Below are 26,106 nucleotides of genomic sequence, written 5' to 3'. Positions count from 1 at the left end.
AGGGCATGGATCTACAAGGTGAGGGGCATTGCAATGATGCGTCTTTGTGCAGCGATGGTACTGGCCCTGTTCGGCAGCCTGATTTCGGTGCAGGCCAGCGAACTGGCGAACTGGAGCGTCGGCTTTCATGAGCTGACGTTCCTCGATCCTCTAGACTCCCGGCCCATGCACGCCTACGCGTTTTACCCGTCCACCGACCAGGACCAGATGACCCGCGTCCAGGGCTATCCCGTCGAGGCCACCCAGGACGCCACCATCGCCATGGGGCGCTTTCCATTGCTGATGCTTTCCCACGGCAATGCCGGTACGCCCCTGGCCCAGCATGACCTAGCCACCTCGCTGGCGCGCCGTGGCTTTGTGGTGGTGGCGGTGTTTCACCCCGGTGACAACTATCTGGACCACAGCCGCCTGGGCAGCCTGAGCAACCTGTATGGCCGCCCGCAGCAGATTTCCGAAGCGATCAGCGCCGCCTTGCTGGACCCGATGCTCTCGCCCTATATCAGTGCCCGGCGAGTGGGGGTGATCGGTTATTCGGCAGGGGGCGAAACCGCGCTGATTCTCGCCGGCGCCCAGCCTGATTTGCAGCGCTTGCGCCAGTACTGCATGGAGCGGCCTCAGGACCGCGATGCCTGCAAGACCCAAGGCGAACTGCTGGCTGACCGCGATGACCTGCACGCCCAGGCCGATCCCCGTGTCGGCGCCTTGATGCTGATGGCGCCACTGGGCTTGATGTTCGGTCGGCATACCTTGTCTGAGGTGCATGTGCCGGTGCTGCTCTACAGCGGCGATGGCGATGAGTTACTGGCCATCGACAAGAACGCCGAAGCCCTGGCGCGCAAGTTGCCCGAGGTGTCGGACTTCAAGCTGTTTCCCGGGGCTGGACACTTTGTGTTCATGGCGCCTTGCGATGACCTGCAACGTGCGACCCAGCCTGGTTTGTGCACCGATCCGGTGGGAGTGGACCGCGAGGACATCCACCGTAACCTCAGCAGCGAAGCCGTGCGCTTCTTCGGCACCGCGCTGGGAACACCGATGAGTACGGCAGGCATGCAGACGGCGGTGCATCGGCAGTGATATCTGGACTCAGACCTGTAGGAGCGCGCTTGCCCGCGACCGCGACGTGTCATTGATACATGCGTCTCTGGCACACCGCGGTCGCGGGCAAGCGCGCTCCTACAGGGCTTGATCAACTGCTCTTGCGAATTACCTTTCCTCGCCGCTCGGCAATCTGCCGGGCCTGACCATCCCGCTGCTTGCCGGTACGCGCTTCGCTGATCAGCGCCGGAATCAGCGGCCCCTCGGGCAAGTTCTTCCAGAAACGCGCAGGCAGGTGCCCTTGCATCACCTTGGGGTTCAGCCGCGCCGGGTTGAAGATGTGGCTGTAGTAGGTCAGCCACAATTCGCCGTGGGGATCTTCGGCGTTGCGCGCCAGGGTCTTCCAGGCCTCGGGGCACTGGCGCTGATAGATCAGGCGCTCGCCGTCGTAAAACACCCCATCCTTGGGTGTTGCGATCATCCAGCAATGCCTGCCCATGCGCCCGATGAAATGCTCGCTGGCAGTCAGCAGGATGTCATGGGCCGGTTCATGCCAGGCCACGAACTCCGGCAGCTTGTGGGTTTCCAGAAGCGCGGCTTTTACCGCCAGATCCTTGCCATGGGCTGCACCGGGCAGGGCAACGAAACGCAGGAATGCATGCAAGTGGTGCGCTTCACGGCTGACCCGCTTGAGGCGCCGATGCAGTTCGCTGCCCAGCTTGTCCCCGGCCAGCATCGCGGTGCGGTCGCCATGGCTGACCCGCCACAGCACCTCGTACAACAGGCTCCAGCGCTGCTCGCCGCAATATTGGGCGGCGTTCTGCAGCAGGTCGAGCAAGGCCATCGGCACCCGCGCCTGAAAAGGCCCAGGCGTGTCAGGGTACTGCTGGTCGGTGCTGAACAGGTCGGCGTCCTCGCGCAGGCTCCAACTGACCTGATCGGGATCGATCTGATGGCTCAACAGCCAGCGCGCCTGTTGGCGCCAGGTGTCGAACCGGTCGTCGCAGTCGAGGATGATCATGCCCACAACGCCATCTGTTGCGGCTGCGGACGGTCACGCAACTGCTCGCGCAGCGAGACGCTGGAACTCTCGGCTGAGCGTGGATGGTAGTCGCTGGTGATGATGAACGGCCTGGCCTTGGCCAGGACGCAGCGCAGCCGGGTGAGGTCTTCATAGCGAATTCGCCGTTCGCGGCGCAACTCGACCAGCCGCTTTGTGGTGCGGATGCCGATGCCGGGAATGCGCGCGATCATCGCAGGCTCGGCGCGGTTGAGGTCCAGCGGAAAGACGTCACGGTGTTCCAGCGCCCAGGCCAGTTTCGGGTCGATGTCCAGCGCCAGGTGGCCCGGACCCGCCAGTAGTTCACCCGCGCTGTAGCCGTAGCCGCGCAGCAGGAAGTCGGCCTGGTACAGGCGGTGCTCGCGCATCAGCGGCGGGGCGGCCAGTGGCACGCTTTTCGGGCTGTTGGGAATGGGGCTGAACGCGGAGTAATAGACGCGCTTGAGGCGATAGTCGCCGTATAGCGATTCGGCAGTGTGCAGCAAGGTGCTGTCGTCGGTGTCATCGGCGCCGACGATCATCTGCGTGCTTTGCCCGGCCGGGGTGAAGCGCGGCGCCCTGGGCTCGTTGAGCACTGTCTGCTGGCCGGTGTAGATGGTGTTCATGGCCTGCTTGATCGAACCCATTTCCTTTTCCGGCGCCAGCGTCTGCAGACCGACCTGGGTCGGCAGTTCGATGTTCACGCTCAGGCGATCGGCGTAGCGTCCGGCTTCCTCGATCAGCGCGGGATCGGCTTCGGGGATGGTCTTGAGGTGGATATAACCGCGAAACTCGTGTTCCTCGCGCAGCAGCTTGGCAACGCGCACCAGTTGCTCCATGGTGTAGTCGGCCGAGCGGATGATGCCGGAGCTCAGGAACAGCCCGCTGACGCAGTTGCGCCGGTAGAAATCCAGGGTCAGGGTGACGACTTCCTCAGGGGTGAAGCGCGCCCGGGGCACGTCGCTGGAGCGGCGGTTGACGCAGTACTGGCAGTCATACAGGCAGAAGTTGGTCAGCAGGATTTTCAGCAGCGAGACGCAGCGGCCATCAGGCGTATAGCTGTGGCAGATGCCCATGCCGGTGCTGTTGCCAAGCCCGGACTTGCCCTCGGAGCTGCGCTTGGGCGCGGCACTGCTGGCGCAGGAGGCGTCGTACTTGGCGGCGTCGGCGAGAATGCTCAGCTTGTCGATCAGCTGCATGGAAATACCCGATACTGTTTTTATATACAGTATCGGGTTGAAGGGCGACTAACAAGCGTCGAATGGATGGATTTTCAATAGAAATCTTGACACGTCCCCCGTAGCAGCACGGCTTGCCGGCGGGAGCGGGGGGGCAGTGGATACATCTTTCCCAGATACACCGCTCCCGCCGGCAAGCCGTGCTGCTACGGGGATAGGCGTCAGCTGATGCGCTGTACCAACTCGCGCAACTCGCCGAAATTCTGCACCCGGTGAAAATTGGCGTGGTCGAAAAACTCGGAAAAGTCGGTGTCATGCCCATACCCGGCCACCTGCGCGCCTGCGCCCAGGCCGGCCTGAACGCCCGGCACGCTGTCTTCCACCAGCAGGCATTCCTCGGGCTTGAGCCCCAGCAGGTCCGCCGCGTGTTCGATGAGCACCGGCGAAGGCTTCCAGGCCTGCACTTCGTAGGCACTGACGATCAAACCATGAAACACATCCAGCAGGCCCACGGTGCTCAGACAGGTTTCGATCTTGCTGCGCGGCCCGTTGGAGGCCACGCATTTGGGCAGCGAGAGGCTGCGCACGAACTCCACCGCGCCGGGCATTTCTTCAAGGCGCTCCTGCAGCAGCGGCAGGGTGCGGGCGCGGAAACTGTTGACGATCTCGATGTTGGGCAGCCAGGGATAATCGCGGCAAAGACCTTCCATGCACAGGGCAAACTGCACGCCACGGAAGCGGCCCAGCACCTGCTCAAGACTCAGCGAAACCTCATGTTCCTGCAAAATGTCACGCAGAAGCCCGGCGGCCAGTCGTTCGCTGTCCACCAGGGTCCCGTCGCAATCAAAAATGACACCGGCAATGTTCAAGCAGGATTCCCCCGGGTTGTTCAATAAAGGCTACGAGCGCTAATGGCGCGATTGGACCGGCATTATCCGGAAAAGTTGGCAGGCGGGGGTGAAGACTGACCTACGGTCACAGAAAGCAGCCGCAAGTTATAAGCTACAAGCCGCAAGCCGATGGTGCGGGCCGGGCAAAACGCACCGGGCCCGCAAGCGATGAGCGTTTAAAGCTGAACGGGAGTGACGAGGGAGCCATCCTCGAAATACTGGCTGACGTTGGCGAACACCAGATCCGCCATGGCCTGGCGCGTCTCGAAAGTGCCGCTGCCGATGTGCGGGGTCAGGACCACGTTGTCGAGCTTCATCAGCTCGGCTGGCACATTGGGTTCGTCTTCAAAGACGTCCAGCCCGGCGCCGCCGATTTCACCTTCCAGCAACGCGCCGACCAGTGCCTGTTCATCCACCACCGAGCCACGGGCGACGTTGATCAGGAAGGATCTGGAACCCAGGGCCTTGAGCACGTCACGGTTGATGAGGCGCTCGGTTTCCGGGCCGCCCGGCACGATCACCACCAGGTAGTCCGAAGCCTTGGCCAGCTCTTGCAAGTCACCGTAGTGGGTGTAGGACACATCGGCATAGGCCTGGCCACGACGGTAGTAGGCGATGTTCATGTCAAAGCCTGCGGCGCGTTTGGCGATGGTCTTGCCGATCTTGCCCAGGCCGACGATGCCGCAGGTCTTGCCGCACAGGTCGTTGCCCAGCGGGAATTTGCCGCCGATCCACTTGCCGGCCCGCACGAAGCGCTCGGCCTCGCTGATACGCCGGGACACACAGAGCATCAGCGCCAGTGCGGTTTCGGCGACGGCATTGTTCAGCACGTCCGGGGTGTTGCTCAGCTTGATGCCGCGGCGGGCCAGGTAATCGGTGTCGTTGGCGTCATAACCGACGCCGAAGCTGTTGACCACTTCCAGGTTGGGCAAACGCTCCAGCAGGGCGTTGTCGGTGCCAAAGACACCGCTGGTGACCACGCCACGCACCTTGGCGCCGTGTTCAGCGACCCAGGCGTCAAGGTCCTTGATCTCCCAGAGGTTGTGCACGTTGAAGTCGCGGTTCAGCCCTGCGGTCAGCGAGGCATGCATCGGGCCCCAGACCAGCACATCAGCTTTCTTGTCGCTCATTTTTTCCTCCTTGTGGCGTGGCTCGTGCAGCGCGAGCCACGCACCGATTGCACGGATGAAGACGGAATCAGCCGTTCTTGTTTAACACAGGTTGCGCCTCGGAACGCCCGGTCTTGAGCAGTTCGGCGATGGCCATGGTCAGCAGCGGGGCGAACAGGGCGAAGTACGAACTGTCGATGCCGTACGGGTTGCCGGCCAGGAACCAGCCGATGGTGGAGATGACCGACAGGATCACGCCCGCCAGTGCACCACGGCCCGAGCCGAACTTCGGTGCGTAGAAACACATCAGCACGATCACCGCCAGGGTGGCGCGCAGGGCTTTGCCGAGGAAGGCGATCAGCAGGATCTTGTCGGCGAACAGCGCGAGGATCAGCGGCAGGAATCCGATCACCACGATGGCCAGACGGATGAACACCACCGATTTGCGATCGTTCTTCTCTTTGTTGAAGAAGGGGTCGTAGAAATCCTTCATCGCCAGGGTTGCCGAGGCGAGGGTGTTGGCCGAGATACCGCCGAACAATGCACCGGCCAGGCCGATCACCACAAGGCTTGCGGAGAAGGTCGGCATGTGGGCGATCAGGGCAGGGAAGGCGTCGATGGACTTGATGCCGGGGTACAGGTAGGCGCTCGCCATGCCGATCAGCGCGGCCATGATGCCGAACGGAATCATCAGCGACGATACGTAGAAGCACGCGCGCTTGGCGGTCTTGTGGTCCTTGGTGCTGACCAGGGCCTGAATCACGTATTGCGTGGCGAAGATCGAACCGATGCCGCCAATCATCCAGGCGAAAATCTGCCCCCAGCCCACACCGGTGAAATCGAACATGGCGGCAGGCAGCTTGGCCTGCATCGCACCGATACCGCCGGTGGCGTTCAGCGCGAAGGCGAGTGCCAGGACGATGCCGATGTACTTGATGACCGCGTGGGCGAAGTTGGTGTAGACCACCGAACGCATGCCGCCGACGCTGACATAGAACACCGTGATCACACCCACCAGCAGGATCGCCAGGGTCTTGTCGATGTTCAGTACCGCGGCCAGTACCGCGCCGCCGCTGGCATACAAGGCCACCGAAACGATGCTCAGGGCGCAGATGGTCAGCACCGAGGCCGCGTAGCGCGTGCCCTGGCCGTAGTTCTGGGCGAGGATCCCGGAAATGGTGTTAAGGCCGGTCTCGCGGTACTTCTTGGCGAGCACCAGGGCCAGCAACAGGAAGCCCATGGACAGGGCGACCAGGTTCCAGGCGGCGGAAATGCCGGCTTCGAAGCCTTTTTGCGCGGTGCCGATGCTCACCGAACTGCCGATGAATTCCGACAGCAGCAGGGCGCCGATCAGAAAGGGAGGAAAGCTGCGGCCGCCTCCGGTGAAGCCGTCACTGCTCTTGGCGTGTTTGCGCACGCTGTAGCCGATGTAGGACATGACGATGAAGTAGCCGGCGGTCAGACAGAGGATGATTGTTATTCTTGGGTCCATGTTTCTCTCCGTACCCTCAAAGGGGTGCGTGGGGTGTCGGTGTTGCAAAGAGGTCGTGCGGCGGTGGGCTGTTGTCAGACGACATGCCCCATTCGCGCGCGTGCTGTCGAAGCCTGGTCAGGGCAGTCGTGGGCTACGAATGGCTGTTGCAACAGGGTCGCGAGAAGGGCTCGCGGTGCAGGGAGGAGGGTTTGGAGGCGTAGTTGTGGCGTGTGAGTGTGTGTATTGTCATTTTTATTAGAGGCTCGTGATTAGCGTTGGATGGACAACTCAATACGAAGTCTTCGTTATACGTCATCGTACAACACCAATCAATCTTCTTCTGTCCACTAACGCTTGCATCTGCAGGAGCATGCTTGCCCGCGGTGGCGTTGCATCTGCGCATGCTGTGTTGCCCCATGCATCGCCGTCGCGGGCAAGCGCGCTCCTACAGCGCTCGCGCCTGCCGCCTGGCACCTGGCGAACAAAAATCCTGTAGGAGTGAGCTCGCTCGCGATCGCGGTATGCCAGGCGACACGTTCGCAACAGGTATCCCCCCATCACTGTAGGAGCGCGCTTGCCCGCGACGGCGGCCTTCCAGACGATGATGTGCAGGCAGGCAGACCGTTATCGCGAGCAAGCTCACTCCTACAATGGACCGTGGTGAATCTGTTGAATCGCCTTCGTCCGTCCCGCCGCCGTCGCGGGCAAGCGCGCTCCTACAGCGTCCGCGCCTGCCGCCTGGCACCTGGCGAACAAAAATCCTGTAGGAGTGAGCTCGCTCGCGATCGCGGTGTGCCAGGCGACACGTTCGCAACAGGCATACCCCCATCGCTGTAGGAGCGCGCTTGCCCGCGATGGCGGCCTTCCAGACGATGATGCGCAAGCAGGCAGACCGTTATCGCGAGCAAGCTCACTCCTACAAAGGATCGTGGTTAATCAGTTGAATCGCCTTCGTCCGTCTCGCCGCCGTCGCGGGCAAGCGCGCTCCTACAACGTCCGCGCCTGCCGCCTGGCACCTGGCGAACCAAAATCCTGTAGGAGCGAGCTTGCTCGCGATCGCGGTGGGCCAGGCGACACGTTCTAAACAGGCATACCCCCATCACTGTAGGAGCGCGCATACAGGGCCGCGGAAATCAGCGCTGCAGGAAATCCTGGGTCGACACCACTTCTGCATAGGCAAACCCCAACGCCGCCATATACGCGGCGTGGGCCTGGGCGGCGGGGATGAGGGTGCCATTGAATTCCAGGTCCTTGGTGGCGCAGGCGTCGTGCACGACTTTGACCTTGTATCCCAGGTCGGCTGCGGCACGGGTGGTGGCGTCGATGCACATGTGGCTCATGGAGCCGACCACCGTGACATCCTCGATGCCATGCTGATCGAGTAACTGTTCAAGCCCGGTCTCCCTGAACGAATTGGGGAAGTGCTTGAGCATCACCGTCTCATCAGGCAGGTTCGCGACCTTCGAATGCAGGTTCGCCCCGGCAGAACCCGGGGTGAAGAAGGGCGCGTCATCGCTGGTGAACTCATGGATATGCACCACCAGATCACCCGCCTCGCGGGTGGCCTTGAGCACCCTGGCGGCGTTGTCGGCGGCAGTGTCGGCACCGACCAGCGGCCATTTGCCGCCGGGAAAGTAGTCATTCTGGATGTCCACCAGGATGAGTGCGGATCTAGGCATGTCGGGTTCCTTTTCAAATAGGCTCTATTGGACCTGCGCCATCAATCGGGCATAGGCTGCGCCGACATCCAGCGAGGAAATCTGAGAATGAGCGTAGAACGGTCCGCCAGAAATATCGGCCCGCTGGTCATTTTGGCGTTTCTGGCCGCTTGCGGCACCCAGCGCAACCAGACACCGCCGCCCGCTCCGGACGTGGTGCGCAGCGAAATCGTGCGCCTGCTGCCTGCCAGTGTCGCGGACCGGCCAGGTTGGGCCACCGATATCTACACAGCCTTCGAAAGCCAGAAGCTCGACCCCACCGTCGAGAACCTCTGTTCGGTGCTGGCCGTGACCGAGCAGGAGTCCAACTTCAAGGTCGATCCCGCCGTGCCGGGCATGGGCAAGATCGCCCAGGATGAAATCGACCGCCGCGCCAGCAAGGCTCACATCCCCAATCTGCTGGTGCGCAGCGCGCTGGATATTCGCTCACCCACCGGCAAGACCTACAACGAGCGCCTGAGCGCGGCGCGCACCGAAAAGGACCTGAGCCTGATCTTCGATGATTTCATCGGCATGGTGCCGCTGGGGCGCACGTTGTTCGGCAACTTCAACCCGGTGCACACCGCAGGTCCCATGCAGGTCAGCATCGAGTTTGCCCAGCGTCAGGCCCAGGATTATCCCTACACCGTTGAGGCCTCCATCCGACATGAGGTGTTCACCCGACGGGGCGGCATGTATTTCGGCATAGCCCACCTGCTGGGCTATCCGGTCAGCTATGACAAACCCCTGTACCGCTTCGCCGACTTCAACGCCGGCTGGTACGCCAGCCGCAACGCCGCGTTCCAGAGTGCAGTGGCGCGGGTGTCCGGCAAGCGCCTGGCCCTGGATGGCGACCTGATAGCCTATGGTTTCGGGCCGTCGCTGGGCCAGACCGAACTGGCTGTGCGCAGCCTGCACACGCAATTGGGCATGCGCAACACCACAATCCGCAGCGACCTCGAGAAGGGCGAGACCCTGGCCTTCGAGGACACCGATCTCTACAAGCAAGTCTATGCCCTGGCCGACAAGGCTGCTGGCAGGCCGCTGCCCAGGGCGATCCTGCCGGGCATCGTGCTGGAAAGCCCGAAGATCACCCGCAAGCTCACCACCGCCTGGTTCGCCCAGCGTGTGGAGGAGCGCCGGGTGCGTTGCATGGCGCGCGCGTCCGGAAAACTGAAATAAGCCCATCGGGTTCTGTGAGCCAGCGCACAGCGCAGTGATACCGCCGGTTGCGCGCAAAACGCCCGGCTACAATGAGTTTTCGGTCTCGGCGCGCAGGGAAAGCTGGCGCCTGCCTGAACCCACAAGGAGGTGATGCGATGTTGTTTACTCCGGAACTGCGCAGGACGCTGGAGAGTGCTTTCCTGCCCCTGGCATGCGAATGCACGGTCATGCCCGGCGGCGCCTTGATGGTGAAGATCTTTGACCCCGACACCGGCAGGGTGGCCATGCGGGTCGAGGAGCTGTCCATCGCCAACCTGACCACCATTCGTGCGGTCGCCGACCTCATCGCCGAGCTGCGTTATGACTTGCGCACCTGCGCCACACCCTTCGGTGCCGAACCCCTTTCCCTGAACGCTTTTGGCCGCGCCGGGTAAGCGCGGATTTAAAGGCATGCAGAAAATCGTTCAAATTCGTATCAGGTAATGGAACCTTTGGCGCTGGGTGATGTTACCTTGACACCAACCAGGCAGCGGCGTATTCCCTTCGCTTTATTCGCAGCACTAAAAATGCTTTGTCTTTAAGGAGTTAGCGCACGGTTTTGAAAAACCGATCCGCTGACGATGTTCTTCTCCTATGTTTGTTTGTCATCGGGCGCTGTGCCCGACAAGAAGTCGCGCCCATTCTCAGGAGCTACGCCATGGCAGCACTGCAACAAACCACCGTCGATTCCCTCAAACGTGCCGAAGCTCAGTTGTCTGCACGCTGGCTGGCCGATCTTGAAGCCAGCGGTGCCATGCGCAACCTGAAGGGTGATGACGTCAAGCAGCAAACCGGCGAGTTTCTCGATCTGCTGATGGTAGCGCTCGAACGCGGCGCGCCGCAGGGCATCACCGCTGCCGAATGGGACGAGACCCGACTGTTCCTGGAAAAGCTCTCCCATCAGCGCGCCCTCGCAGGCCAGGATTCGCAGCAGACCGCGCACTTCATCTTTGCCCTCAAAGGCCCGCTGTTCGCGGTGCTGCAAGAGGCCTTCGCCGGCCAGCCACAGGCGCTCGCTGAACAGACCTGGGAAATCTCCCAACTGCTGGACCTGCTGGCGATGCACACCATCCGCATCTACCAGAAATCCCGCGAGGGCGTGATCAAGCGCCAGCAGGAAGAACTGCTGGAACTGTCCACCCCGGTGGTCAAGCTGTGGGACGGCGTGCTGGCGCTGCCGATGATCGGCACCCTGGATTCGCAACGCACCCAGGTGGTGATGGAGTCGCTGTTGCAGCGCATCGTCGACACCGGTTCTGAAATCGCCATCATCGACATCACCGGCGTGCCCACCGTTGACACCCTGGTGGCCCAGCACCTGCTCAAGACCGTGACCGCCATTCGCCTGATGGGCGCCGATTGCATCATCAGCGGCGTGCGTCCGCAGATCGCCCAGACCATCGTGCACCTGGGGCTGGACCTGCAAGGCGTGGTCACCAAAGCCAACCTGGCCGACGCCCTGGCGCTTGCGTTGCGCCGCCTGGGCCTGACCGTCACCAAGGCGGTGTAGGTCCATGGAACGCATTCCGATTCTGCAGATGGGTGACTTTCTGCTGGTGACCATTCAGGTCGACATGCACGACCAACTCGCCCTGCAACTGCAGGACGACCTGTCCGAGCGCATCAGCCGGACATCCGCCCGTGGGGTGCTGATCGATATCTCGGCGCTGGACATGGTCGACTCTTTCATCGGCCGCATGATCGGGATGATCTCGGGCCTGTCGCGGATCATGGACGCCGAAACCGTACTGGTGGGCATGCAGCCAGCGGTGGCCATCACCCTGGTGGAACTGGGCATGACGCTGCCCGGCGTCAGTACGGCGCTGAACGTCGAGCGGGGCATGACGCTGTTGCGTGAGCGGACGTATTCACAATGAACGTGCGCAGCAGCGGCACCCAGGCCATTCATGCCGAGCAGGACGTTGTGCTGGCGCGGCAACTGGCGCGCAAACTGGCGCAGGAGTGCGGCATGCGCCTGATCGACCTGACCAAGCTGGTGACCGCCGTCAGCGAGCTGGCGCGCAACACCATGGTCTATGGCGGCGGCGGTGACATGGACTGGCAGATCGTGGAGGAGGGCGCTCGCACAGGTCTGCGGCTGACGTTTCGCGACGAAGGCCCTGGCATTCCCGATATCAAGCTGGCGATGACCGACGGCTGGACCTCCGGCAGCGGGCTGGGCCTGGGCCTGACCGGCGCCAAACGGCTGGTCGATGACTTCGAACTGGACACAGCGCCTGGCGCAGGGACACGCGTGACGATCTGCAAATGGACCTGAAACTGCACAGCAGCCTGACCCAGGTGCTGAAAATCGAGGACGCCAGCCAGGTCGGCCACGCCCGGCGCACCACCCAGAAGCTCGCCGAGGGACTGGGGTTCGATGCGGTCGATTCTGGCCGCGTGGCGCTGGTGGTCACCGAGCTTGCCAGCAACATCCTCAAGCACGCCACCCTGGGTGAGCTGCACCTGCGTGCGTTGCCCGCCGCAGTGCCCGGCATCGAAGTGATCGCGATCGACCGTGGGCAGGGGTTCGACGTCCACGTCTGCATGCCCGATGGCGTCTCGACCCGCGGTACCCAGGGCATCGGGCTGGGCGCGATGTTGCGTCAGGCCCAGGTGTTCGACGTGCACAGCGACAGCCGCGGCACGGTGCTGCTGACCCGGTTCTATCCGCGCACGGCAGCCTTCACGGACTTGCGCGCGGGCATCAGCCAGCACTCGCTGCACGATGACCCGGCCTGCGGCGATGCCTGGGAAGTCGCAGTCAGCGGCCAGAGCGTCAGCGTGCTGATGATCGATGGCCTGGGCCATGGCCCGGAAGCTGAAACGGCGGCCAGGGTTGGCGCTGCAGCCTTCGCTCGCGAACCCTTTGCGGACCCGGTGATGTTGCTCGAAGACATTCACCATGACATGCGCGGCACTCGCGGCGGCGCGGTGGCTATCGCCCGCTTCGAAGGCCGGGATGAACGGGTGCGCTTCGTCGGCATCGGGAACATTGGTGCGGCGCTGGTCTCTGAAGGCAAGATGCGCGGCATGGCGTCCCATCCCGGCATCGTCGGTTTGCAGTACCGGAAGGTGCTGGCCGTGGACTACGCTCAATGCGCAGGACAACTGCTGGTGATGTACAGCGATGGCCTGCAATCGCGCTGGAATCTGCATGACTATCCGGGCCTGATGTATCGGCATCCGGCTATCATCGCGGCGGTGTTGCACCGCGATTATTGTCGGGGCAGGGATGACGTGACCGTACTGGTATTGGCGCTGGAGAAGCTTGATGACTGACCACCCTGCCCACGAAGCCCTTGAGGAATCGGAAGAGCTTCGGCAACTGCGTGACGAGGCCGCCGCGCTTCGCGCCGAACTGGACGAAACCAACCAGGGCGTACTGGCGCTGTATGCCGAACTGGACATGCAGGCAGAACAGCTGCGCCAGGCCTCGGACCTCAAAAGCCGCTTCCTTTCCTACATGAGTCACGAGTTCCGCACACCACTGGGTTCGATCCTGAGCATCGCCAGCCTGCTGCGCGACGAGCTGGACGGCCCGCTGAGCCCCGAACAGCACAAGCAGGTGGATTTCGTCAGCACCGCCGCGCGCGAGCTTAGCGAAATGGTCGATGACCTGCTGGACCTTGCGAAGATCGAGGCAGGGCGCATCACCATTTCGCCGGCCTGGTTCGACATGTTCGACCTGTTCTCGGCGCTGCGTGGCATGTTCCGCCCCATCGTCGATACCTCGGCGGTGGACCTGATCTTCGAAGAGCCTGTGGGCCTTCCGCGGCTGTATACCGATGACAAGAAGCTGGCGCAGATCCTGCGCAACTTCATCTCCAATGCCCTGAAGTTCACCCAGCGCGGTGAGGTGCGGGTCTCGGCCCGGCTTGAGGGCGACAAGGAAATTCGCTTCGCGGTCAGCGATACCGGGATCGGCATTGCGCAGGAACTGCACGGGGCGCTGTTCGAGGATTTCACCCAAGTCGATTCGCCTCTGCAGAAGCGCCTGCGGGGTACCGGGCTGGGCCTGTCGCTGTGCAAGCGCTTCGCCGAACTGCTTGGCGGGCGGGTGGGGCTGGAAAGCCAGCCTGGCGTGGGGTCCACCTTCTATGTGGTGATTGCCCTGGCGCTGGCCGAGGATAACGTCGATGAAAGCTGACACGCGCCTGCTGATCGTCGATGACAACGTTGCCACCCGCTATGCCTTGCGCCGGCGCATGGAGCGCCAGGGCTTCTGCGTCCTGGAAGCGGGCACGGGCACCGATGGCCTGGCAATGATCGCCGAGCAGATTCCCGATGCGCTGATCCTGGACGTCAACCTGCCGGACATGAGCGGCTTCGACATCGTGCGCCAACTGCGGGCCGAACCGCGCACGGCGTTGCTGCCGGTGGTCCATGTATCGGCGGCGTCGATCCAGACCGGCGATATCATCACCGGCCTCGAAGCGGGCGCCGATGCCTATCTGGTGCATCCGGTGGACCCTGATGTGCTGCTGGCGACCCTGCGCACGCTGTTGCGGGTGCGTGACACCGAATTTGCCCTGCGTGACAGCGAAAACCGCTTTCGCGAGATTTTCGTCAACGTGTCTGCGCCCATTGCCGTGATGGACGGCGCGCTCAGCGTTCATGAATGCAATCACGCCTTCGCCCGGCTGATCGCCCAGGGTGCGGCCACAGGCGCGCTGCCAGCCTGTTTCAGCGACGACCAGGATCACGCCATTGCCGGCCTGCGCGACGCGCTCAAGGCCGAGGAACGCTGGAAGGGCACGCTGACCATGCGGGTTCGCGGCGAGTTGCGGGAGACCGAGTGGCAGGTTTCGCCCTACAGGGTTCCGGGCCTGAGCCTGGTGTTTGTCGAGGACGTGACCGAGCATCGGCGCCGGGAAGAATCCCATCGCCAGCAACTGGACAGCGTCAACAGCCAATTGGCGCAGAAGGTCGCCGAGCACGCGCGCACCGAGGCGCAACTGCTGCAGGCGCAGAAAATGGACGCCATCGGCAAGCTCACAGGCGGCATTGCCCATGACTTCAACAACCTGCTGACCGGCATCGTCACCGGCCTCGAGCTGATCAAGAAGCGCACGGCTGACGGTCGGACCGAGAAGGTGCTCGGTTACGCCGATGCGGCCCTGGCGTCGGCCAAGAGCGCAGCCGCGCTGACCCATCGGCTACTGGCATTCGCCCGGCAACAACCCCTGGATACGCGACCAACCGACGTCAACCAGCATGTGCGCTCCCTGGAAGACCTGCTCAGCCGCACCATCGGCAAGCGCATCGCGCTGACCCTGGAGCTCACCTCCCGCAGCGCCGTGGCCATGGTCGATGCCAGCCAGCTGGAAAGCGCGGTGCTCAACCTTGCGATCAACGCCCGGGACGCGCTGCCCGAGGGCGGCAATGTCTGGATCAGCACCTTCGAGGCGTACTCCCAGGGCAACTCCCGCCTGCCGGATGGCCCTTACATCGCATTGACGGTGCGCGACGACGGCGTGGGCATCGAGCACCAGTTGATCGACAAGGTTTTCGACCCGTTCTTCACCACCAAGCCCCTGGGCGAGGGCACTGGCCTGGGGCTGTCGACCATCTACGGCTTTGCCCGCCAGTCCCGGGGCGATGTGCAGATCCGCAGTGTGATCGGTCATGGTACGGAAGTGACGCTGATGCTGCCCGCAGCCGCAGACCAGACGGCTGTCGCGCCAGCGAGTGCGAAGCCTGCCGAACTTGGCGCAGGCGAACATGTCCTTATAGTCGAGGACACTGAATCGGTGCGCATGTTCGTCAACGAGGTGCTGACTGACGCAGGTTATCGCTGCACCCAGGTGGGCGATGTCAAGACCGCGCTGGCGATGCTGGAGAACGATCCGACGGTGGATCTGCTGCTCACCGATGTCGGCATGCCGTTGATGAATGGTCGTGAGCTGGCGCAACAGATGCGCACCTGGCGACCCGACGTACCGGTGTTGTTCATGACCGGTTACGCGGAAAACGCCGTGAACCGCCAGGATTTTCTAGGGGAGGGCATGGACATGATCATCAAGCCGTTTCAGATGGTGGAGTTGCTCGACAAAATCAGGGCGGTACTGGACGCCTGACCGGCCAGGATTCATGTCGCAGGCGTTGCTGCGACGTTTTCGACCAACCACCCATGCGTGATATTTGATACTGTTTGCGCCAATTTATTCTGTGCCCTCGCAAAGGCACGCACCATTGGCGATCGCCCCCCGAGGCGAGCCGGATGGTGAAGGAGACCCCGTTTTGACCCTTAGCCAGGAACTTCACCAAAGCGCAATCGACAACTGCGCCCGTGAGCCCATCCAGATTCCCGGCAGCATCCAGCCGCAAGGTTTTCTGCTGATCATCGACGAAGCGAGCATGACCGTCGCCCAGGTCAGCGCCAACGTCATGACCTGGCTGGGGCTTGAGCCGCAGGCGTTGATTGGCGCCGGCCTTGCCGACGTGTTCGAGGATTGCGAGCACTTGCTCGAACGCCTGGCCGCACTGCATGACGATGACCAGAATCCGTTTCATGTCGGCGATGTGAAGTTTCGCAGCGGCAGCCGCGCTGGCCAGCCGGTTGCGATGATGGCGCACCGGCACGACCGGGTACTGATCGCCGAGTTCGAGCCTTCAGGGGACATGACCTCGGCCTACGGCAATGTCTACCCGCTGATGCGCACCTTCATCAGCCAGATGAACGAGGCCGAAAGCATCGACCAGCTCTGTCAGCGGTCGGTGGCGCAGGTCAAGCGCATCACGGGATTTGGCCGGGTCAAGGCCTATCGTTTCGATGGCGAGGGTAACGGCCTGGTCAACGCCGAACTCGCCGATGCGGATTACCCGAGCTACCTGGGCCTGAGCTTTCCGGCCACCGACATTCCAGCCCAGGCACGCGCCCTCTACGTGGCCAACCGGATCCGGGTCATCGAAGACGCCAACTACCAGGCATCGCCACTGGTGCCGCTGCACAACCCTGTCACGGGGGCGCCGCTGGACCTCAGTTTCGCGACCCTGCGCAGCGTATCGCCGGTGCACCTCCAGTACATGCGCAACATGCAGACCCTGGCGTCGATGTCGATTTCCATCGTGGTGCGCGGCCAGTTGTGGGGGCTGATTTCCTGCCATCACGCATTGCCGCGTTCGGTCAGCTTCCAGACCCGCACCGCCTGCGAATTGCTGGGCAGTGTGCTGTCCCTGCAGATCGAAACCAAGGAAGCCCAGGCCAAGACCCAGCGCGTGTTGAGCCTGCGCCGGCAGATCGTGCAGATGCTGGCGGCCATGGCTGACCTGGACAGCGTGATCGGCGGCTTGCGTTCGATGCCCGACGTGCTGTTGGCATTCGTCGGCGCGACGGGCGCGGCGGTGATTTCCGAATCAACGCTGGATGTCTACGGCGACACGCCCGACCGCGAGCAGATCAAGGCCCTGACCCAATGGTTGAGCGAGCGTGACTCCCACGAGGTGTTCCAGTCCGACAACGTTGGCCGCGACATCCCCCAGTTGCCGCAACTGAGCCAGTCGGTCAGCGGCGTGCTGGCGATGGCGATTTCCGAGCTGCATTCGAACTACATCATCTGGTTCCGTCCCGAGCAGACCCGGGTCGTGAACTGGGCCGGCAAGCCTGAAAAATCCGTCGATGATTCAGGCACCTTGAGCCCCCGTCACAGCTTCGCCCTGTGGCAGGAAACCGTGCGCGGCTTCTCGCGCCCCTGGGACGAACTGGACACCGAAGGCGTGGTCGAACTGCGCGCGGCGGTGCTGGGTATCGTGCTGCGCAAGGCCGAGGAAATGGCCGCGCTGGCCGAAGAACTGGAGAAATCCAACAAGGAGCTTGAAGCCTTCTCCTACAGCGTGTCCCATGATCTGCGTGCGCCCCTGCGGCACATCGCAGGCTACGCCGAGTTGCTGGGTGATATCGAAGGCAGCAAGCTGTCCGACCGTGGCGTGCGCTTTCTGGAGAACATCGGCGAGTCGGCGCGCTTTGCCGGCACTCTGGTGGACAACCTGCTGAGCTTCTCGCAGATGGGCCGCTCGGCGATGCGCTACTCGCAAGTCGACCTCAACGCGATGGTCGATGCGATCCGCCGCGAGATGCAGCCCGACTACGAAGGCCGCAATCTGACCTGGAGCATTCCCGAGCCCTTGCCCGTGGTGATCGCCGATGCCGCGTTCCTGCACCTGGCGATGCGCAACCTGCTGTCCAACGCCATCAAGTACAGCCGCAATGAGTCCGCGGCCCTGATCGAGGTCGGCAGCTACGAGGAAGACGGCCAGGTGGTGTTGTATATCCGCGACAATGGCGTGGGTTTCGACATGCAGTACGCCGGTAAACTGTTCGGCGTGTTCCAGCGCCTGCACCGCATGGAAGAATTCGAAGGCACCGGCATCGGCCTGGCCAGCGTGCGGCGGATCATCGAGCGCCATGACGGCACGGTCTGGGCCCACAGTGAGCCCGGCCAGGGCGCCACTTTTTATGTATCGCTGCCCAAGCGCAGCCTGACTGTATCCCTTTGAGTGTCTAAGGAGACGCCCAATGCTCAAACCCATTCTTCTGGTCGAAGACAACCCCAACGACCTGGAGCTGACCCTGGTAGCCCTCGAGCGCAGCCAGCTTGCCAACGAAGTGATTGTTCTGCGTGACGGTGCCGAGGCGCTGGATTACCTGTTCCGACGCAACCAGCATCAGGACCGTGCGGCAGGCAACCCGGCGGTGCTGTTGCTCGACCTCAAGCTGCCCAAACTCGACGGGCTCGAAGTGCTCAAGGCCATCCGCGAGAGTGACGATCTGCGCAGTATTCCGGTGGTCATGCTGACCTCCTCGCGTGAGGAGCCGGACCTGCAACGGGCCTACTCTTTAGGAGTGAACGCTTACGTGGTCAAGCCGGTCGAATTCAAGGAATTCGTCTCGGCAATCTCCGATCTCGGGGTTTTCTGGGCCGTTCTCAACGAGCCGCCGCCAGGCTCACTGCGGTTGACGCGCCGTCCGGGGTCCTGATCGGTTTACCTGATTGGGCTATGCCGCCTGCGCAAGACCGGGCGGCACGGACCGATTCACTCTATTGACGACTATTCATGCCGCTACCGCTCCTCAAACTGCTGTTGGTCGAAGACAGCCCGCACGACGCCGAACTGACGCTGCTGACCCTGGAAAGCAGCGGTCTGACAATCGACGCCACCCTGGTGTATACGCACCAGGACGTGGAGCGCGAGTTGCTGGCCCAGGACTTTGACCTGATCCTGAGCGACTACCTGTTACCGGGCTCGTCCGGCGGCGAGGTGCTGAACACGGCGCTGCGGTTGTCGCCACAGACGCCTTTCATCTTTCTGTCCGGTATTTTCGGCGAGCAGCACGCGGTCGAGATGATGCGCATGGGCGCCATCGACTACGTGCTCAAGCAGAACCTGAAAATGCTGCCCAAGGCGGTCAATCGCGCCGTCTCCGAAGTCCGCGAGCGGGAAAAGCGCCTGCGCGCCGAGCAGACCCTGCAGGACGCCGAAGTGCGCGCCCACCTGGCGATCGAAGCGGCGGACATGGGCGTCTGGACCTACGATCCGCGTACCGAAACCCTGTTCTGGGACGAGCGCTGCAAGACTTTGTACGACTTGCCTCCCGAGGCGCAGGTCAGCATGGCGTTCATGTTCTCCCGTTGCCATCCCGACGACCGCGACCTGCTGCAGAGCAAGGTCATGGCCGCGCTGACCGCCGACACCGGCTTTCAGATCGAGCATCGCCTGGTGACCGACGGCGCCGAGGAGCGCTGGGTGTTTTCCAACGGACGCTCGCTGTTCGAGGACGGCAAGTGCGTGCGCTTCACTGGCGTCATGCAGGACATCAGCGAACGCAAGCGCACCTCCCAGGCGCTGCTGCAACTCAATGAAATCCTCAGTGAGCGCGTGGTACAGCGCACCCGTGAGCGCGACCGCACCTGGGAGCTGTCCCGGGAATTGCTGGGCGTATTGCGCCTGGACATGACGCCGATTGCCCTGAACCCGGCCTGGGAAGCGACGCTGGGCTTCAAGCGTGCGGGATTCACGGCGCAGGGGCTGTGCGATTTGATTCACCCGGATGACCTCGCTGCGACGTTGCGCGAGACCGCCAGTGTTGCCGAGGGCAACGTCACCACCCGCTTCGTCAATCGGATGCGCCATGCCGAGGGCGGCTATCGCTGGCTGTCCTGGACCATCGTGCCGGACGAGGGCCTGATGTACGCCGCAGTGCGCGACATCACCAGCGAGCGCGCGGTGATGGATGAACTGGCGGCGACCAACAAACGTTTGCGTGACCAGATTCGCGAACGCGAACGGGTCGAGGCGGCCTTGCAGCAGATGCAGCGTCTTGAGGTAGTGGGGCAACTGACCGCAGGCGTCGCCCACGACTTCAACAACCTGCTGACAGTGATCCTGACCAGCGCCAACTTTCTCACCCGCGACCTGGAAAAGGGCGTGTTCACCAAATCGCCCCAGCGTCTGCAGAACATTCGCGAGGCCGGTGAGCGCGGGGCCAAGCTGACCAGCCAGTTATTGTCGTTCTCCCGGCGTCAGCGCCTGGAGCCAGTGGCGTTGAACCTCAATGACACCATCGCCGGAATGCGCGAACTGCTGGGGCGGGCCCTGGGAGGCAGCGTCTGGGTCGAAACGAGCCTGGCCGATGACCTGTGGAGCGCGCTGGTCGACCCGACCCAGACCGAGATGATCATCCTGAACCTTGCGATCAACGCCCGGGACGCCATGGCATCGGGCGGGCAGCTGCGCCTGAGCACCTGGAACCAGATCGTCTATCGTCTGCCGCAACGGCCTGAAGACCCTGATCCGGGTGCCTACGTGGTGCTGTCGGTCAGCGATTCGGGCTGCGGCATGAGCGAGGAGGTGCTGGCCAAGGCCTTCGAACCCTTCTTCACCACCAAGGCCGTGGGCAAGGGCTCAGGGCTGGGGCTGGCCCAGGTGTTCGGTTTCGCCAAGCAGTCCGGCGGCGGGGTGAGCATCGACACCGCCCAGGATGCTGGCACCACCATCAAGGTCTACCTGCCGAGCATCGCGCAGACCGCCGTGCCGGTCATCAGCCAGTCGGACATGCCCGGCCACGCCGAGCCCGACGACCTGCACCGCACCATCCTGCTGGTGGACGACGACCCCGACGTGCGCTCGGTGACCTCGATGATGCTCAGCTCCCTGGGCTACTCGGTGGTGGAGGCCGACAGCGGCCACGACGCATTGAAGAAAATCGACAGCGGCATTGATCTTGTGCTCACCGACTTCGCCATGCCCAACATGACCGGCGCCGAACTGTCCGAGCTGCTCAAGCGCGATCGCCCGGAATTGCCGGTGATGTTCATCACCGGATTCGCCGACATCGACATCCTCGACGTCGACCAGCAATTGATCGTGCAGAAGCCGTACAAGGAAGAAGAGTTGGCGCGCAAACTGGCGCGGGTGTTGGCGCGGGTGGGTGTGGCAAGCTGAAGGGCGATGGCGCCTATAAGAACGCTCCCGCCGGCAAGCCGTGCTGCTACGGGAATGATGTCGTACGTACTAACGTAGCAGCACGGCTTGCCGGCGGGGGCGATTGTGAGGGCGACGCAGGTGCGTCAATCCTCCCGCGTCAGCACTTCCAGCAATTCTATCTCGAAGATCAGGTTCGAATGAGGCTTGATGTGCGCGCCCATCGAACGTTCGCCGTAGGCCAGGTGCGCGGGAACCAGCAGCTTGCGTTTGCCGCCGACCTTCATCCCCATCAGGCCCTGATCCCAGCCCTTGATCACCCGCCCGGTGCCAATCACGCACTGGAACGGCTTGCCCCGTTCCCATGAGGAATCGAACACGGTGCCGTCTTCCAGGGTGCCGGTGTATTGCGTGGTAATCAGCGCGCCCTTGACCGCCGCCTTGCCGGTGCCTTCTTCAAGGTCGATGATCTGTAGTTCGTCGTTCATGGTGTGGTTCCGTGGAAACTTGAGCAGGCGGCGATGCTAAAGGCGCCTGCCCGCGCTGGCAATCGCCCATGAAAAAACGGCGCGCCCGGTCAAGGACGCGCCGTTTTCATTTCAGCGCCGCACGATGTTCATCAAGCGATGACGTCAGTGCTCCATTCGCCGTTGACCAGGCGCTTGAGGCCCAGCGGGTTGGCGTTTTGCAGCGCGGCCGGCAGCAGGCTGTCCGGGTAGTTCTGGTAGCACACCGGACGCAGGAAACGGTCGATGGCCAAGGTGCCGACCGAGGTGCCGCGCGCGTCGGAAGTGGCCGGGTACGGGCCGCCGTGGACCATCGCATCGCAGACTTCGACGCCAGTAGGGTAGCCGTTGACCAGAATCCGGCCAACTTTCTCTTCCAGCACCGGCACCAGCCACTGGTACTTCTGCAGGTCGGCGGTTTCACCGATCAGGGTCGCGGTCAGTTGACCACGCAGGGCCTGCAGGGCGGCCTTGAGCTGGGCGTCGTCGGCGACTTCGATCAGCAGCGTGGTCGGGCCGAACACTTCTTCCTGCAGCAGTTCGTCGCCGTTGAGCAGCATGCTCACGTCAGCCTTGAACAGCTGCGCCTGAGCCTGACGGCCTTCCTGCGGTTTGCCGGCCAGGTGCGTGACGCTCGGGTGCGCCAGCAGTTTCTGTACGCCTTTGCTGTAGCTGCGCAGGCCGCCTTCGTTGAGCATGGTTTGCGGCGCCTGGCCACCCATGTGCTCTTTGAGTTGCTCGGTGAATGCAGTCAGGGCAGGGGAAGCGATACCGATCACAACGCCTGGGTTGGTGCAGAACTGACCAGCACCCATGACCACCGAAGCCGCCAGCTCGCCAGCGATGGCTGCGCCGCGGGCCGACAAGGCGCCAGGCAACAGAACCACCGGGTTGATGCTGGACATCTCGGCGAATACCGGGATGGGCTCAGGACGGTTGGCCGCCAGTTTGCACAGGGCGTCGCCGCCGTGCAGCGAACCGGTGAAGCCGACAGCCTTGATGGCCGGGTGCTTGACCAGGCCTTCACCCACGCCGCTGCCGAAGATCATGTTGAACACGCCTTTGGGCATGCCGGTTTTTTCGGCAGCGCGCACGATGGCCTGGCCAACCAGATCGGCCGTGGCCATGTGGCCGCTGTGGGCCTTGACCACGACCGGGCAACCGGCGGCCAGGGCAGAAGCAGTGTCACCGCCGGCGGTGGAGAAGGCCAGCGGGAAGTTGCTGGCGCCGAACACGGCGACCGGACCGACGCCCAGACGCTGCTGGCGCAGGTCAACCCGTGGCAGTGGCTTGCGCTCTGGCAGGGCCAGGTCGATGCGGGCACCCAGGAAGTCGCCGCGACGCAGCACCTTGGCGAACAGACGCATCTGGCCGCTGGTACGACCACGCTCACCCTGGATACGGCCGGCCGGCAGTGCAGTTTCCTGGCAGACCAGCGCCACGAAATCATCGCCCAGGGCGTCCAGTTCGTCGGCGATGGCGTCAAGGAACTCGGCGCGACGGGCAGGGCTCAACTGACGGAATTCGCCGAATGCCTCTTTGGCAGCCAGGGCAGCGGCATCGATCTCGCCGTCGGTGGCCTGGTGAAAGGCGTAGGGCAGGGCTTCGCCAGTGGTGGCATCGAGGCTCTTGTGGCGCGCTTCGCCGAGGCCGCTGCGGGCGCCGCCGATGAAGTTCTGGCCGAGAACGTTAGGCATCTGCTTCTCCTGTTATTGTTGGATCGTATCGATCAGGCGCGGGCCTGAAAGGGAATCGGTGAGTGTGCATGAAGCGTGGCGACAATGACCATGCCGTGATGGACATTGCAAAGTTGACAGTCATCATACAACTGCATTTTTCTGCCCGCAACCGCTGTCCGAATCTCGCGACCGACGCGGCATTGGCTTCCCGATCTTTCAAGGGATTGGTTATTGGGCTGGCCACGTGGCAGGCATAAGCTGGCAGCCTGACTCTTATTGCGAACCTGGCCATGACATCCCGAATCGACTATCACCAAGCCTCGCCCGTGGCGATGAAGGCGATGCAGGCGCTGGAGCAGGCGGTCAACCGCTTGCCGCTGGATGCGACGCTGGCGGCGCTGGTCAAGCTGCGGACCTCGCAGCTCAATGGCTGTGCCTGGTCGGTGGATCGCTTCACCCATGAGGCGAGCCTGCAGGGTGAGTCGGAACGCAAGCTCTATGCGGTGGCCGTCTGGCGCGAATCGCCGCTGTTCAGCGATCGCGAACGGGCCGCCCTGGGCTGGACCGAAGTGGTGACCCGCATTGCCCACACCCACGCACCGGACAGCGACTATGCCTGGCTGTCGGAGCACTTCAGTGAAAGCGAGCGGGTAGACCTGACGCTGCTGATCTCCACGGTCAATAGCTGGAACCGCCTGACGGTCAGCTTCGGGCAGCGCCTGGAAGGTTGACCGCCAACCCCATCAACTGATCTGCACCAGCAAATCGCGCAAGCGGTCCATGGCCGGGTCGATGTCCAGCGTCTCGATGGCGCCGAATCCCAGAATCAGGCCGTCCCGGGGCGGTGTATCGCTGTAGAAGCCGGTCAGCGGATACAGGCCGATTTCCACCTTGCGCGCCAGTTCGATCAGCAGCGGCAGGTTGATCGGCACCTTGAACATCACCGCCATGTGAAATCCTGCAGTGGACGGGATCGCTTCGAGCCAGGGTGCAAGGTCACCGGCGAATCGTGCCAGGATGCGGTCCCGGCGGCTGGCGTAGATGCTGTGGCAGCGGCGGATGTGCTTGTTGAGCAAGCCCTCGCTGATGAACTTGGCCAGCGCCCATTGCGGCAAGGTGCTGGTGTGCCAGTCTGTCAGTTGCTTGGCCTTGATCACGGCTTCCAGAATCGCCTTGGGCAGCACCGCATAGCCCAGCCGCAGTTCGGGCAGCAGGGTCTTGGAAAAGGTGCCGACGTAGGCGACCACGCCGAACTGATCCATGCTTTGCAGCGAATCGGTGGGGCGACCTTCGTAGCGGAATTCGCTGTCGTAGTCGTCCTCGATGATGATCGCGCCGATGCGCCGGGCTTTCTCCAGCAGGGCCTCGCGCCGCGCCACGCTCATGGGCATGCCCAGTGGCATCTGGTGCGACGGCGTGACGTAGATGGCGTGGGCGTTTTCGGGGATCTGATCGACGATGATGCCTTCGGCGTCCAGCGGCACGCCGACCACATTGGCGCCCTGGGCTGCGAACAGCAGACGCGCCGGGGTGTACCCGGGGTCTTCCATGGCCACGGTGCAACCGGGTTCCAGCAAAACCCGCGCGATGAGGTCCAGCGCCTGCTGCACGCCGTTGCACACCACCACATCCTCGGCCACGCAACGCACCCCGCGGGAAAACGCGATGTGCCCGGCAATGGCGCTGCGCAGCGAGGGCAGGCCCTCCGGCTGGCTGTAGAAACCCCGCGCCTGGGACATCTGGCGCAGGGCGTACTGGGTGCAACGGCGCCATTCGTCATGGGGGAACTGGGTCTTGGCGGTGGCGCCGCCAATGAAGTCGCAGCGCAGGGTGCCTTCCAGCGTCGGGTGTCGCAGCGGCAGGGAGATGTTCGCCCACTTCTTCACCAGCGCAAGGCTGGCCAGGTCCGATGTGATCTGCTGGCGCTGGGTGGTGCGGCTCAGGGTGTTGACGAAGGTGCCGCTGCCGATCTTGCCCACCAGGTAGTTTTCGTACGTCAGGCGGCTGTAGGTGTCGGAAATGGTCTTGCGCGAAAGCCCCAGTTGCGCGGCCAGCAGGCGGCTCGGCGGCAATTGCACGCCTGCGGCCAGGCGCCCGGATTCGATGCTGTCGCGCAGTTGCTCATACACCTGGTTCGCCAGGTCCTTGCGGCCCTGAATGACAATATGAAGTTCCACGAACGGCTCCTGAACAGACAGGGCTCTGTTGGCCCATGCTCGAGAATTCTAGCCAGCGCTCGGGAAGGCGGGATAGCTGCGCACTGAAAAAAACCCGGATTGGCCTATTGGCGGGGCTGTTCGATTGGTCTGCTGCGAATTCGGGGGATTGGGCGTGGTGACAGGCTGCCTGCGGGCCTAGATTGAGACTCCGGGAAACTCACTCAGGACCGCGCCGTGCAACCACGTCTGGACTATTACACCGCATCCCCCGCAGCGCTCAAGGCGTTGATGCTGCTTGAGGCGGCGAACTTCGACCTGGGTGTCGACAAGCCCTTGATGGAACTGGTCAAACTGCGGGTTTCGCAACTCAACGACTGCGCCTTCTGCGCCGACATGCACGCCACCGAAGCGCGCAAGAGCGGCGAAAGCGAACGGCGCCTGCACAGCCTGGTGGTGTGGCAGGACTCGACGCTGTTCAGCGAGCGCGAGCGGCTGGCGCTGGCCTGGTGCGATGCGGTGACCTTGCTGGACCGGCCGGTGATGGCAGGGGATCTTTATGACCGGCTTTGCGCCCAGTTCAGCGAAAGGGAAGTGGTGGACCTGACGGTCGGCATTGCCACCATCAACTGCTGGAACCGCATGGCCACCAGCTTTCGCAAGCAACCGGCGGCCTGAGCGTCGCCCGCAAGATCGCCCCGCGGGCAAGCCCTGCT

General features: G+C 63.1%; 24 protein-coding genes. 15 read left to right on the top strand and 9 right to left on the bottom strand.

Annotated elements, in window-relative coordinates:
- The first annotated feature begins 33 nt into the window (after positions 1 to 33).
- Positions 34 to 1,074 carry a dienelactone hydrolase gene (locus ACIPO9_RS07325; protein ID WP_274135824.1) on the top strand — a complete coding sequence of 347 codons (1,041 nt, stop codon included), beginning with the start codon at positions 34 to 36 and terminating at the stop codon, positions 1,072 to 1,074.
- A gap of 112 nt (positions 1,075 to 1,186) precedes the next feature.
- Here the strand turns inward: ACIPO9_RS07325 and ACIPO9_RS07320 are convergent, their stop codons facing one another.
- The 6 genes from ACIPO9_RS07320 to ACIPO9_RS07295 all read right to left on the bottom strand — a co-directional run bounded on the left by ACIPO9_RS07320 (position 1,187) and on the right by ACIPO9_RS07295 (position 8,404).
- A complete protein-coding gene (locus tag ACIPO9_RS07320; RefSeq protein ID WP_400779694.1) occupies positions 1,187 to 2,056 on the bottom strand; it encodes a TIGR03915 family putative DNA repair protein in 870 nt (289 codons plus the stop codon).
- Complete coding sequence (locus ACIPO9_RS07315; protein WP_400779692.1) at positions 2,053 to 3,273, bottom strand: putative DNA modification/repair radical SAM protein; 1,221 nt, start codon at positions 3,271 to 3,273, stop codon at positions 2,053 to 2,055. The genes ACIPO9_RS07320 and ACIPO9_RS07315 overlap by 4 nt, the downstream gene beginning before the upstream one ends.
- 200 nt (positions 3,274 to 3,473) lie before the next feature.
- Positions 3,474 to 4,121: an HAD family phosphatase gene (locus ACIPO9_RS07310; RefSeq protein ID WP_274135820.1), complete on the bottom strand. Its 648-nt coding sequence runs from the start codon at positions 4,119 to 4,121 to the stop codon at positions 3,474 to 3,476.
- Between the two features lie 197 nt (positions 4,122 to 4,318).
- Positions 4,319 to 5,272, bottom strand: coding sequence for a 2-hydroxyacid dehydrogenase (locus tag ACIPO9_RS07305; RefSeq protein ID WP_400779690.1), 954 nt, complete (start codon positions 5,270 to 5,272; stop codon positions 4,319 to 4,321).
- A gap of 67 nt (positions 5,273 to 5,339) precedes the next feature.
- Positions 5,340 to 6,743, bottom strand: a complete 1,404-nt coding sequence (locus ACIPO9_RS07300) for a sodium:solute symporter family protein (RefSeq protein ID WP_400779688.1) — start codon at positions 6,741 to 6,743, stop codon at positions 5,340 to 5,342.
- A gap of 1,115 nt (positions 6,744 to 7,858) precedes the next feature.
- Positions 7,859 to 8,404, bottom strand: a complete 546-nt coding sequence (locus ACIPO9_RS07295) for a cysteine hydrolase family protein (RefSeq protein WP_400779686.1) — start codon at positions 8,402 to 8,404, stop codon at positions 7,859 to 7,861.
- 87 nt (positions 8,405 to 8,491) lie between these two features.
- Between ACIPO9_RS07295 and ACIPO9_RS07290 the strand changes: the two genes are divergently transcribed.
- From ACIPO9_RS07290 to ACIPO9_RS07240, 11 genes are all read left to right on the top strand, one after another.
- Entirely contained in the window at positions 8,492 to 9,604 is a 1,113-nt protein-coding gene (locus ACIPO9_RS07290) for a DUF1615 domain-containing protein (RefSeq protein ID WP_400779685.1), read from the top strand.
- Between the two features lie 137 nt (positions 9,605 to 9,741).
- The gene (locus ACIPO9_RS07285; RefSeq protein ID WP_274135811.1) at positions 9,742 to 10,020 is read left to right on the top strand and encodes a DUF1652 domain-containing protein; all 279 of its coding nucleotides are present in this window, start codon (positions 9,742 to 9,744) and stop codon (positions 10,018 to 10,020) included.
- 263 nt (positions 10,021 to 10,283) lie between these two features.
- On the top strand, positions 10,284 to 11,135 hold the full coding sequence (locus tag ACIPO9_RS07280; RefSeq protein WP_274135809.1) for an STAS domain-containing protein: 852 nt from the start codon (positions 10,284 to 10,286) through the stop codon (positions 11,133 to 11,135).
- A gap of 4 nt (positions 11,136 to 11,139) precedes the next feature.
- Positions 11,140 to 11,502 (top strand): STAS domain-containing protein, encoded by a 363-nt coding sequence (locus ACIPO9_RS07275; protein WP_274135807.1) that lies wholly within the window; start codon positions 11,140 to 11,142, stop codon positions 11,500 to 11,502.
- Entirely contained in the window at positions 11,499 to 11,903 is a 405-nt protein-coding gene (locus ACIPO9_RS07270) for an anti-sigma regulatory factor (RefSeq protein WP_400779683.1), read from the top strand. Before ACIPO9_RS07275 ends, ACIPO9_RS07270 begins: the two co-directional genes overlap by 4 nt.
- Positions 11,894 to 12,907, top strand: coding sequence for an ATP-binding protein (locus ACIPO9_RS07265; RefSeq protein ID WP_400779681.1), 1,014 nt, complete (start codon positions 11,894 to 11,896; stop codon positions 12,905 to 12,907). The genes ACIPO9_RS07270 and ACIPO9_RS07265 overlap by 10 nt, the downstream gene beginning before the upstream one ends.
- A complete protein-coding gene (locus ACIPO9_RS07260; RefSeq protein ID WP_400779679.1) occupies positions 12,900 to 13,775 on the top strand; it encodes a sensor histidine kinase in 876 nt (291 codons plus the stop codon). The genes ACIPO9_RS07265 and ACIPO9_RS07260 overlap by 8 nt, the downstream gene beginning before the upstream one ends.
- A complete protein-coding gene (locus tag ACIPO9_RS07255) occupies positions 13,765 to 15,705 on the top strand; it encodes a response regulator (protein ID WP_400779677.1) in 1,941 nt (646 codons plus the stop codon). Before ACIPO9_RS07260 ends, ACIPO9_RS07255 begins: the two co-directional genes overlap by 11 nt.
- A 163-nt stretch (positions 15,706 to 15,868) precedes the next feature.
- Positions 15,869 to 18,124: an ATP-binding protein gene (locus ACIPO9_RS07250; RefSeq protein ID WP_400779675.1), complete on the top strand. Its 2,256-nt coding sequence runs from the start codon at positions 15,869 to 15,871 to the stop codon at positions 18,122 to 18,124.
- A gap of 19 nt (positions 18,125 to 18,143) precedes the next feature.
- Entirely contained in the window at positions 18,144 to 18,605 is a 462-nt protein-coding gene (locus ACIPO9_RS07245; protein ID WP_274135799.1) for a response regulator, read from the top strand.
- 77 nt (positions 18,606 to 18,682) lie between these two features.
- Positions 18,683 to 21,070 (top strand): response regulator, encoded by a 2,388-nt coding sequence (locus ACIPO9_RS07240; RefSeq protein ID WP_400779673.1) that lies wholly within the window; start codon positions 18,683 to 18,685, stop codon positions 21,068 to 21,070.
- A 125-nt stretch (positions 21,071 to 21,195) separates the two neighbouring features.
- On the opposite strand, the gene ACIPO9_RS07235 is transcribed toward ACIPO9_RS07240, so the two are convergent.
- Positions 21,196 to 21,537: an FKBP-type peptidyl-prolyl cis-trans isomerase gene (locus ACIPO9_RS07235; protein WP_274135797.1), complete on the bottom strand. Its 342-nt coding sequence runs from the start codon at positions 21,535 to 21,537 to the stop codon at positions 21,196 to 21,198.
- A gap of 131 nt (positions 21,538 to 21,668) precedes the next feature.
- Entirely contained in the window at positions 21,669 to 23,252 is a 1,584-nt protein-coding gene (locus ACIPO9_RS07230) for an aldehyde dehydrogenase (NADP(+)) (protein ID WP_400610705.1), read from the bottom strand.
- Between the two features lie 68 nt (positions 23,253 to 23,320).
- Between ACIPO9_RS07230 and ACIPO9_RS07225 the strand changes: the two genes are divergently transcribed.
- Together ACIPO9_RS07225 and ACIPO9_RS07220 are read left to right on the top strand one after the other, a co-directional pair.
- The gene (locus ACIPO9_RS07225) at positions 23,321 to 23,491 is read left to right on the top strand and encodes a hypothetical protein (RefSeq protein ID WP_400779670.1); all 171 of its coding nucleotides are present in this window, start codon (positions 23,321 to 23,323) and stop codon (positions 23,489 to 23,491) included.
- Positions 23,492 to 23,524: 33 nt separating this feature from the next.
- On the top strand, positions 23,525 to 23,965 hold the full coding sequence (locus ACIPO9_RS07220; RefSeq protein ID WP_274135795.1) for a carboxymuconolactone decarboxylase family protein: 441 nt from the start codon (positions 23,525 to 23,527) through the stop codon (positions 23,963 to 23,965).
- Between the two features lie 12 nt (positions 23,966 to 23,977).
- Here the strand turns inward: ACIPO9_RS07220 and ACIPO9_RS07215 are convergent, their stop codons facing one another.
- A complete protein-coding gene (locus ACIPO9_RS07215; protein WP_274135794.1) occupies positions 23,978 to 25,411 on the bottom strand; it encodes a PLP-dependent aminotransferase family protein in 1,434 nt (477 codons plus the stop codon).
- A gap of 216 nt (positions 25,412 to 25,627) precedes the next feature.
- On the opposite strand from ACIPO9_RS07215, the gene ACIPO9_RS07210 reads away from it, so the two are divergent.
- A complete protein-coding gene (locus ACIPO9_RS07210; RefSeq protein WP_400779668.1) occupies positions 25,628 to 26,068 on the top strand; it encodes a carboxymuconolactone decarboxylase family protein in 441 nt (146 codons plus the stop codon).
- Positions 26,069 to 26,106 lie beyond the last annotated feature (38 nt).

The organism is Pseudomonas sp. NPDC090203 (genome assembly GCF_044746765.1).
In the GTDB taxonomy this organism is placed as follows: Bacteria; Pseudomonadota; Gammaproteobacteria; order Pseudomonadales; family Pseudomonadaceae; genus Aquipseudomonas; species Aquipseudomonas putida_AD.
This window is presented reverse-complemented; position numbering and strand designations above follow the sequence as displayed.

Excerpts from the sequence above, each read along its gene's own strand:
- ACIPO9_RS07305 (WP_400779690.1), bottom strand. The coding sequence starts at position 5,272 with ATGAGCGACAAGAAAGCTGATGTGCTGGTCTGGGGCCCGATGCATGCC.
- ACIPO9_RS07255 (WP_400779677.1), top strand. The coding sequence starts at position 13,765 with ATGAAAGCTGACACGCGCCTGCTGATCGTCGATGACAACGTTGCCACC.
- ACIPO9_RS07270 (WP_400779683.1), top strand. The coding sequence starts at position 11,499 with ATGAACGTGCGCAGCAGCGGCACCCAGGCCATTCATGCCGAGCAGGAC.
- ACIPO9_RS07240 (WP_400779673.1), top strand. The coding sequence starts at position 18,683 with ATGCCGCTACCGCTCCTCAAACTGCTGTTGGTCGAAGACAGCCCGCAC.
- ACIPO9_RS07300 (WP_400779688.1), bottom strand. The coding sequence starts at position 6,743 with ATGGACCCAAGAATAACAATCATCCTCTGTCTGACCGCCGGCTACTTC.
- ACIPO9_RS07275 (WP_274135807.1), top strand. The coding sequence starts at position 11,140 with ATGGAACGCATTCCGATTCTGCAGATGGGTGACTTTCTGCTGGTGACC.
- ACIPO9_RS07245 (WP_274135799.1), top strand. The coding sequence starts at position 18,144 with ATGCTCAAACCCATTCTTCTGGTCGAAGACAACCCCAACGACCTGGAG.
- ACIPO9_RS07295 (WP_400779686.1), bottom strand. The coding sequence starts at position 8,404 with ATGCCTAGATCCGCACTCATCCTGGTGGACATCCAGAATGACTACTTT.
- ACIPO9_RS07220 (WP_274135795.1), top strand. The coding sequence starts at position 23,525 with ATGACATCCCGAATCGACTATCACCAAGCCTCGCCCGTGGCGATGAAG.
- ACIPO9_RS07320 (WP_400779694.1), bottom strand. The coding sequence starts at position 2,056 with ATGATCATCCTCGACTGCGACGACCGGTTCGACACCTGGCGCCAACAG.
- ACIPO9_RS07225 (WP_400779670.1), top strand. The coding sequence starts at position 23,321 with ATGAAGCGTGGCGACAATGACCATGCCGTGATGGACATTGCAAAGTTG.
- ACIPO9_RS07315 (WP_400779692.1), bottom strand. The coding sequence starts at position 3,273 with ATGCAGCTGATCGACAAGCTGAGCATTCTCGCCGACGCCGCCAAGTAC.
- ACIPO9_RS07235 (WP_274135797.1), bottom strand. The coding sequence starts at position 21,537 with ATGAACGACGAACTACAGATCATCGACCTTGAAGAAGGCACCGGCAAG.
- ACIPO9_RS07285 (WP_274135811.1), top strand. The coding sequence starts at position 9,742 with ATGTTGTTTACTCCGGAACTGCGCAGGACGCTGGAGAGTGCTTTCCTG.
- ACIPO9_RS07265 (WP_400779681.1), top strand. The coding sequence starts at position 11,894 with ATGGACCTGAAACTGCACAGCAGCCTGACCCAGGTGCTGAAAATCGAG.
- ACIPO9_RS07280 (WP_274135809.1), top strand. The coding sequence starts at position 10,284 with ATGGCAGCACTGCAACAAACCACCGTCGATTCCCTCAAACGTGCCGAA.
- ACIPO9_RS07260 (WP_400779679.1), top strand. The coding sequence starts at position 12,900 with ATGACTGACCACCCTGCCCACGAAGCCCTTGAGGAATCGGAAGAGCTT.
- ACIPO9_RS07230 (WP_400610705.1), bottom strand. The coding sequence starts at position 23,252 with ATGCCTAACGTTCTCGGCCAGAACTTCATCGGCGGCGCCCGCAGCGGC.
- ACIPO9_RS07325 (WP_274135824.1), top strand. The coding sequence starts at position 34 with ATGATGCGTCTTTGTGCAGCGATGGTACTGGCCCTGTTCGGCAGCCTG.
- ACIPO9_RS07290 (WP_400779685.1), top strand. The coding sequence starts at position 8,492 with ATGAGCGTAGAACGGTCCGCCAGAAATATCGGCCCGCTGGTCATTTTG.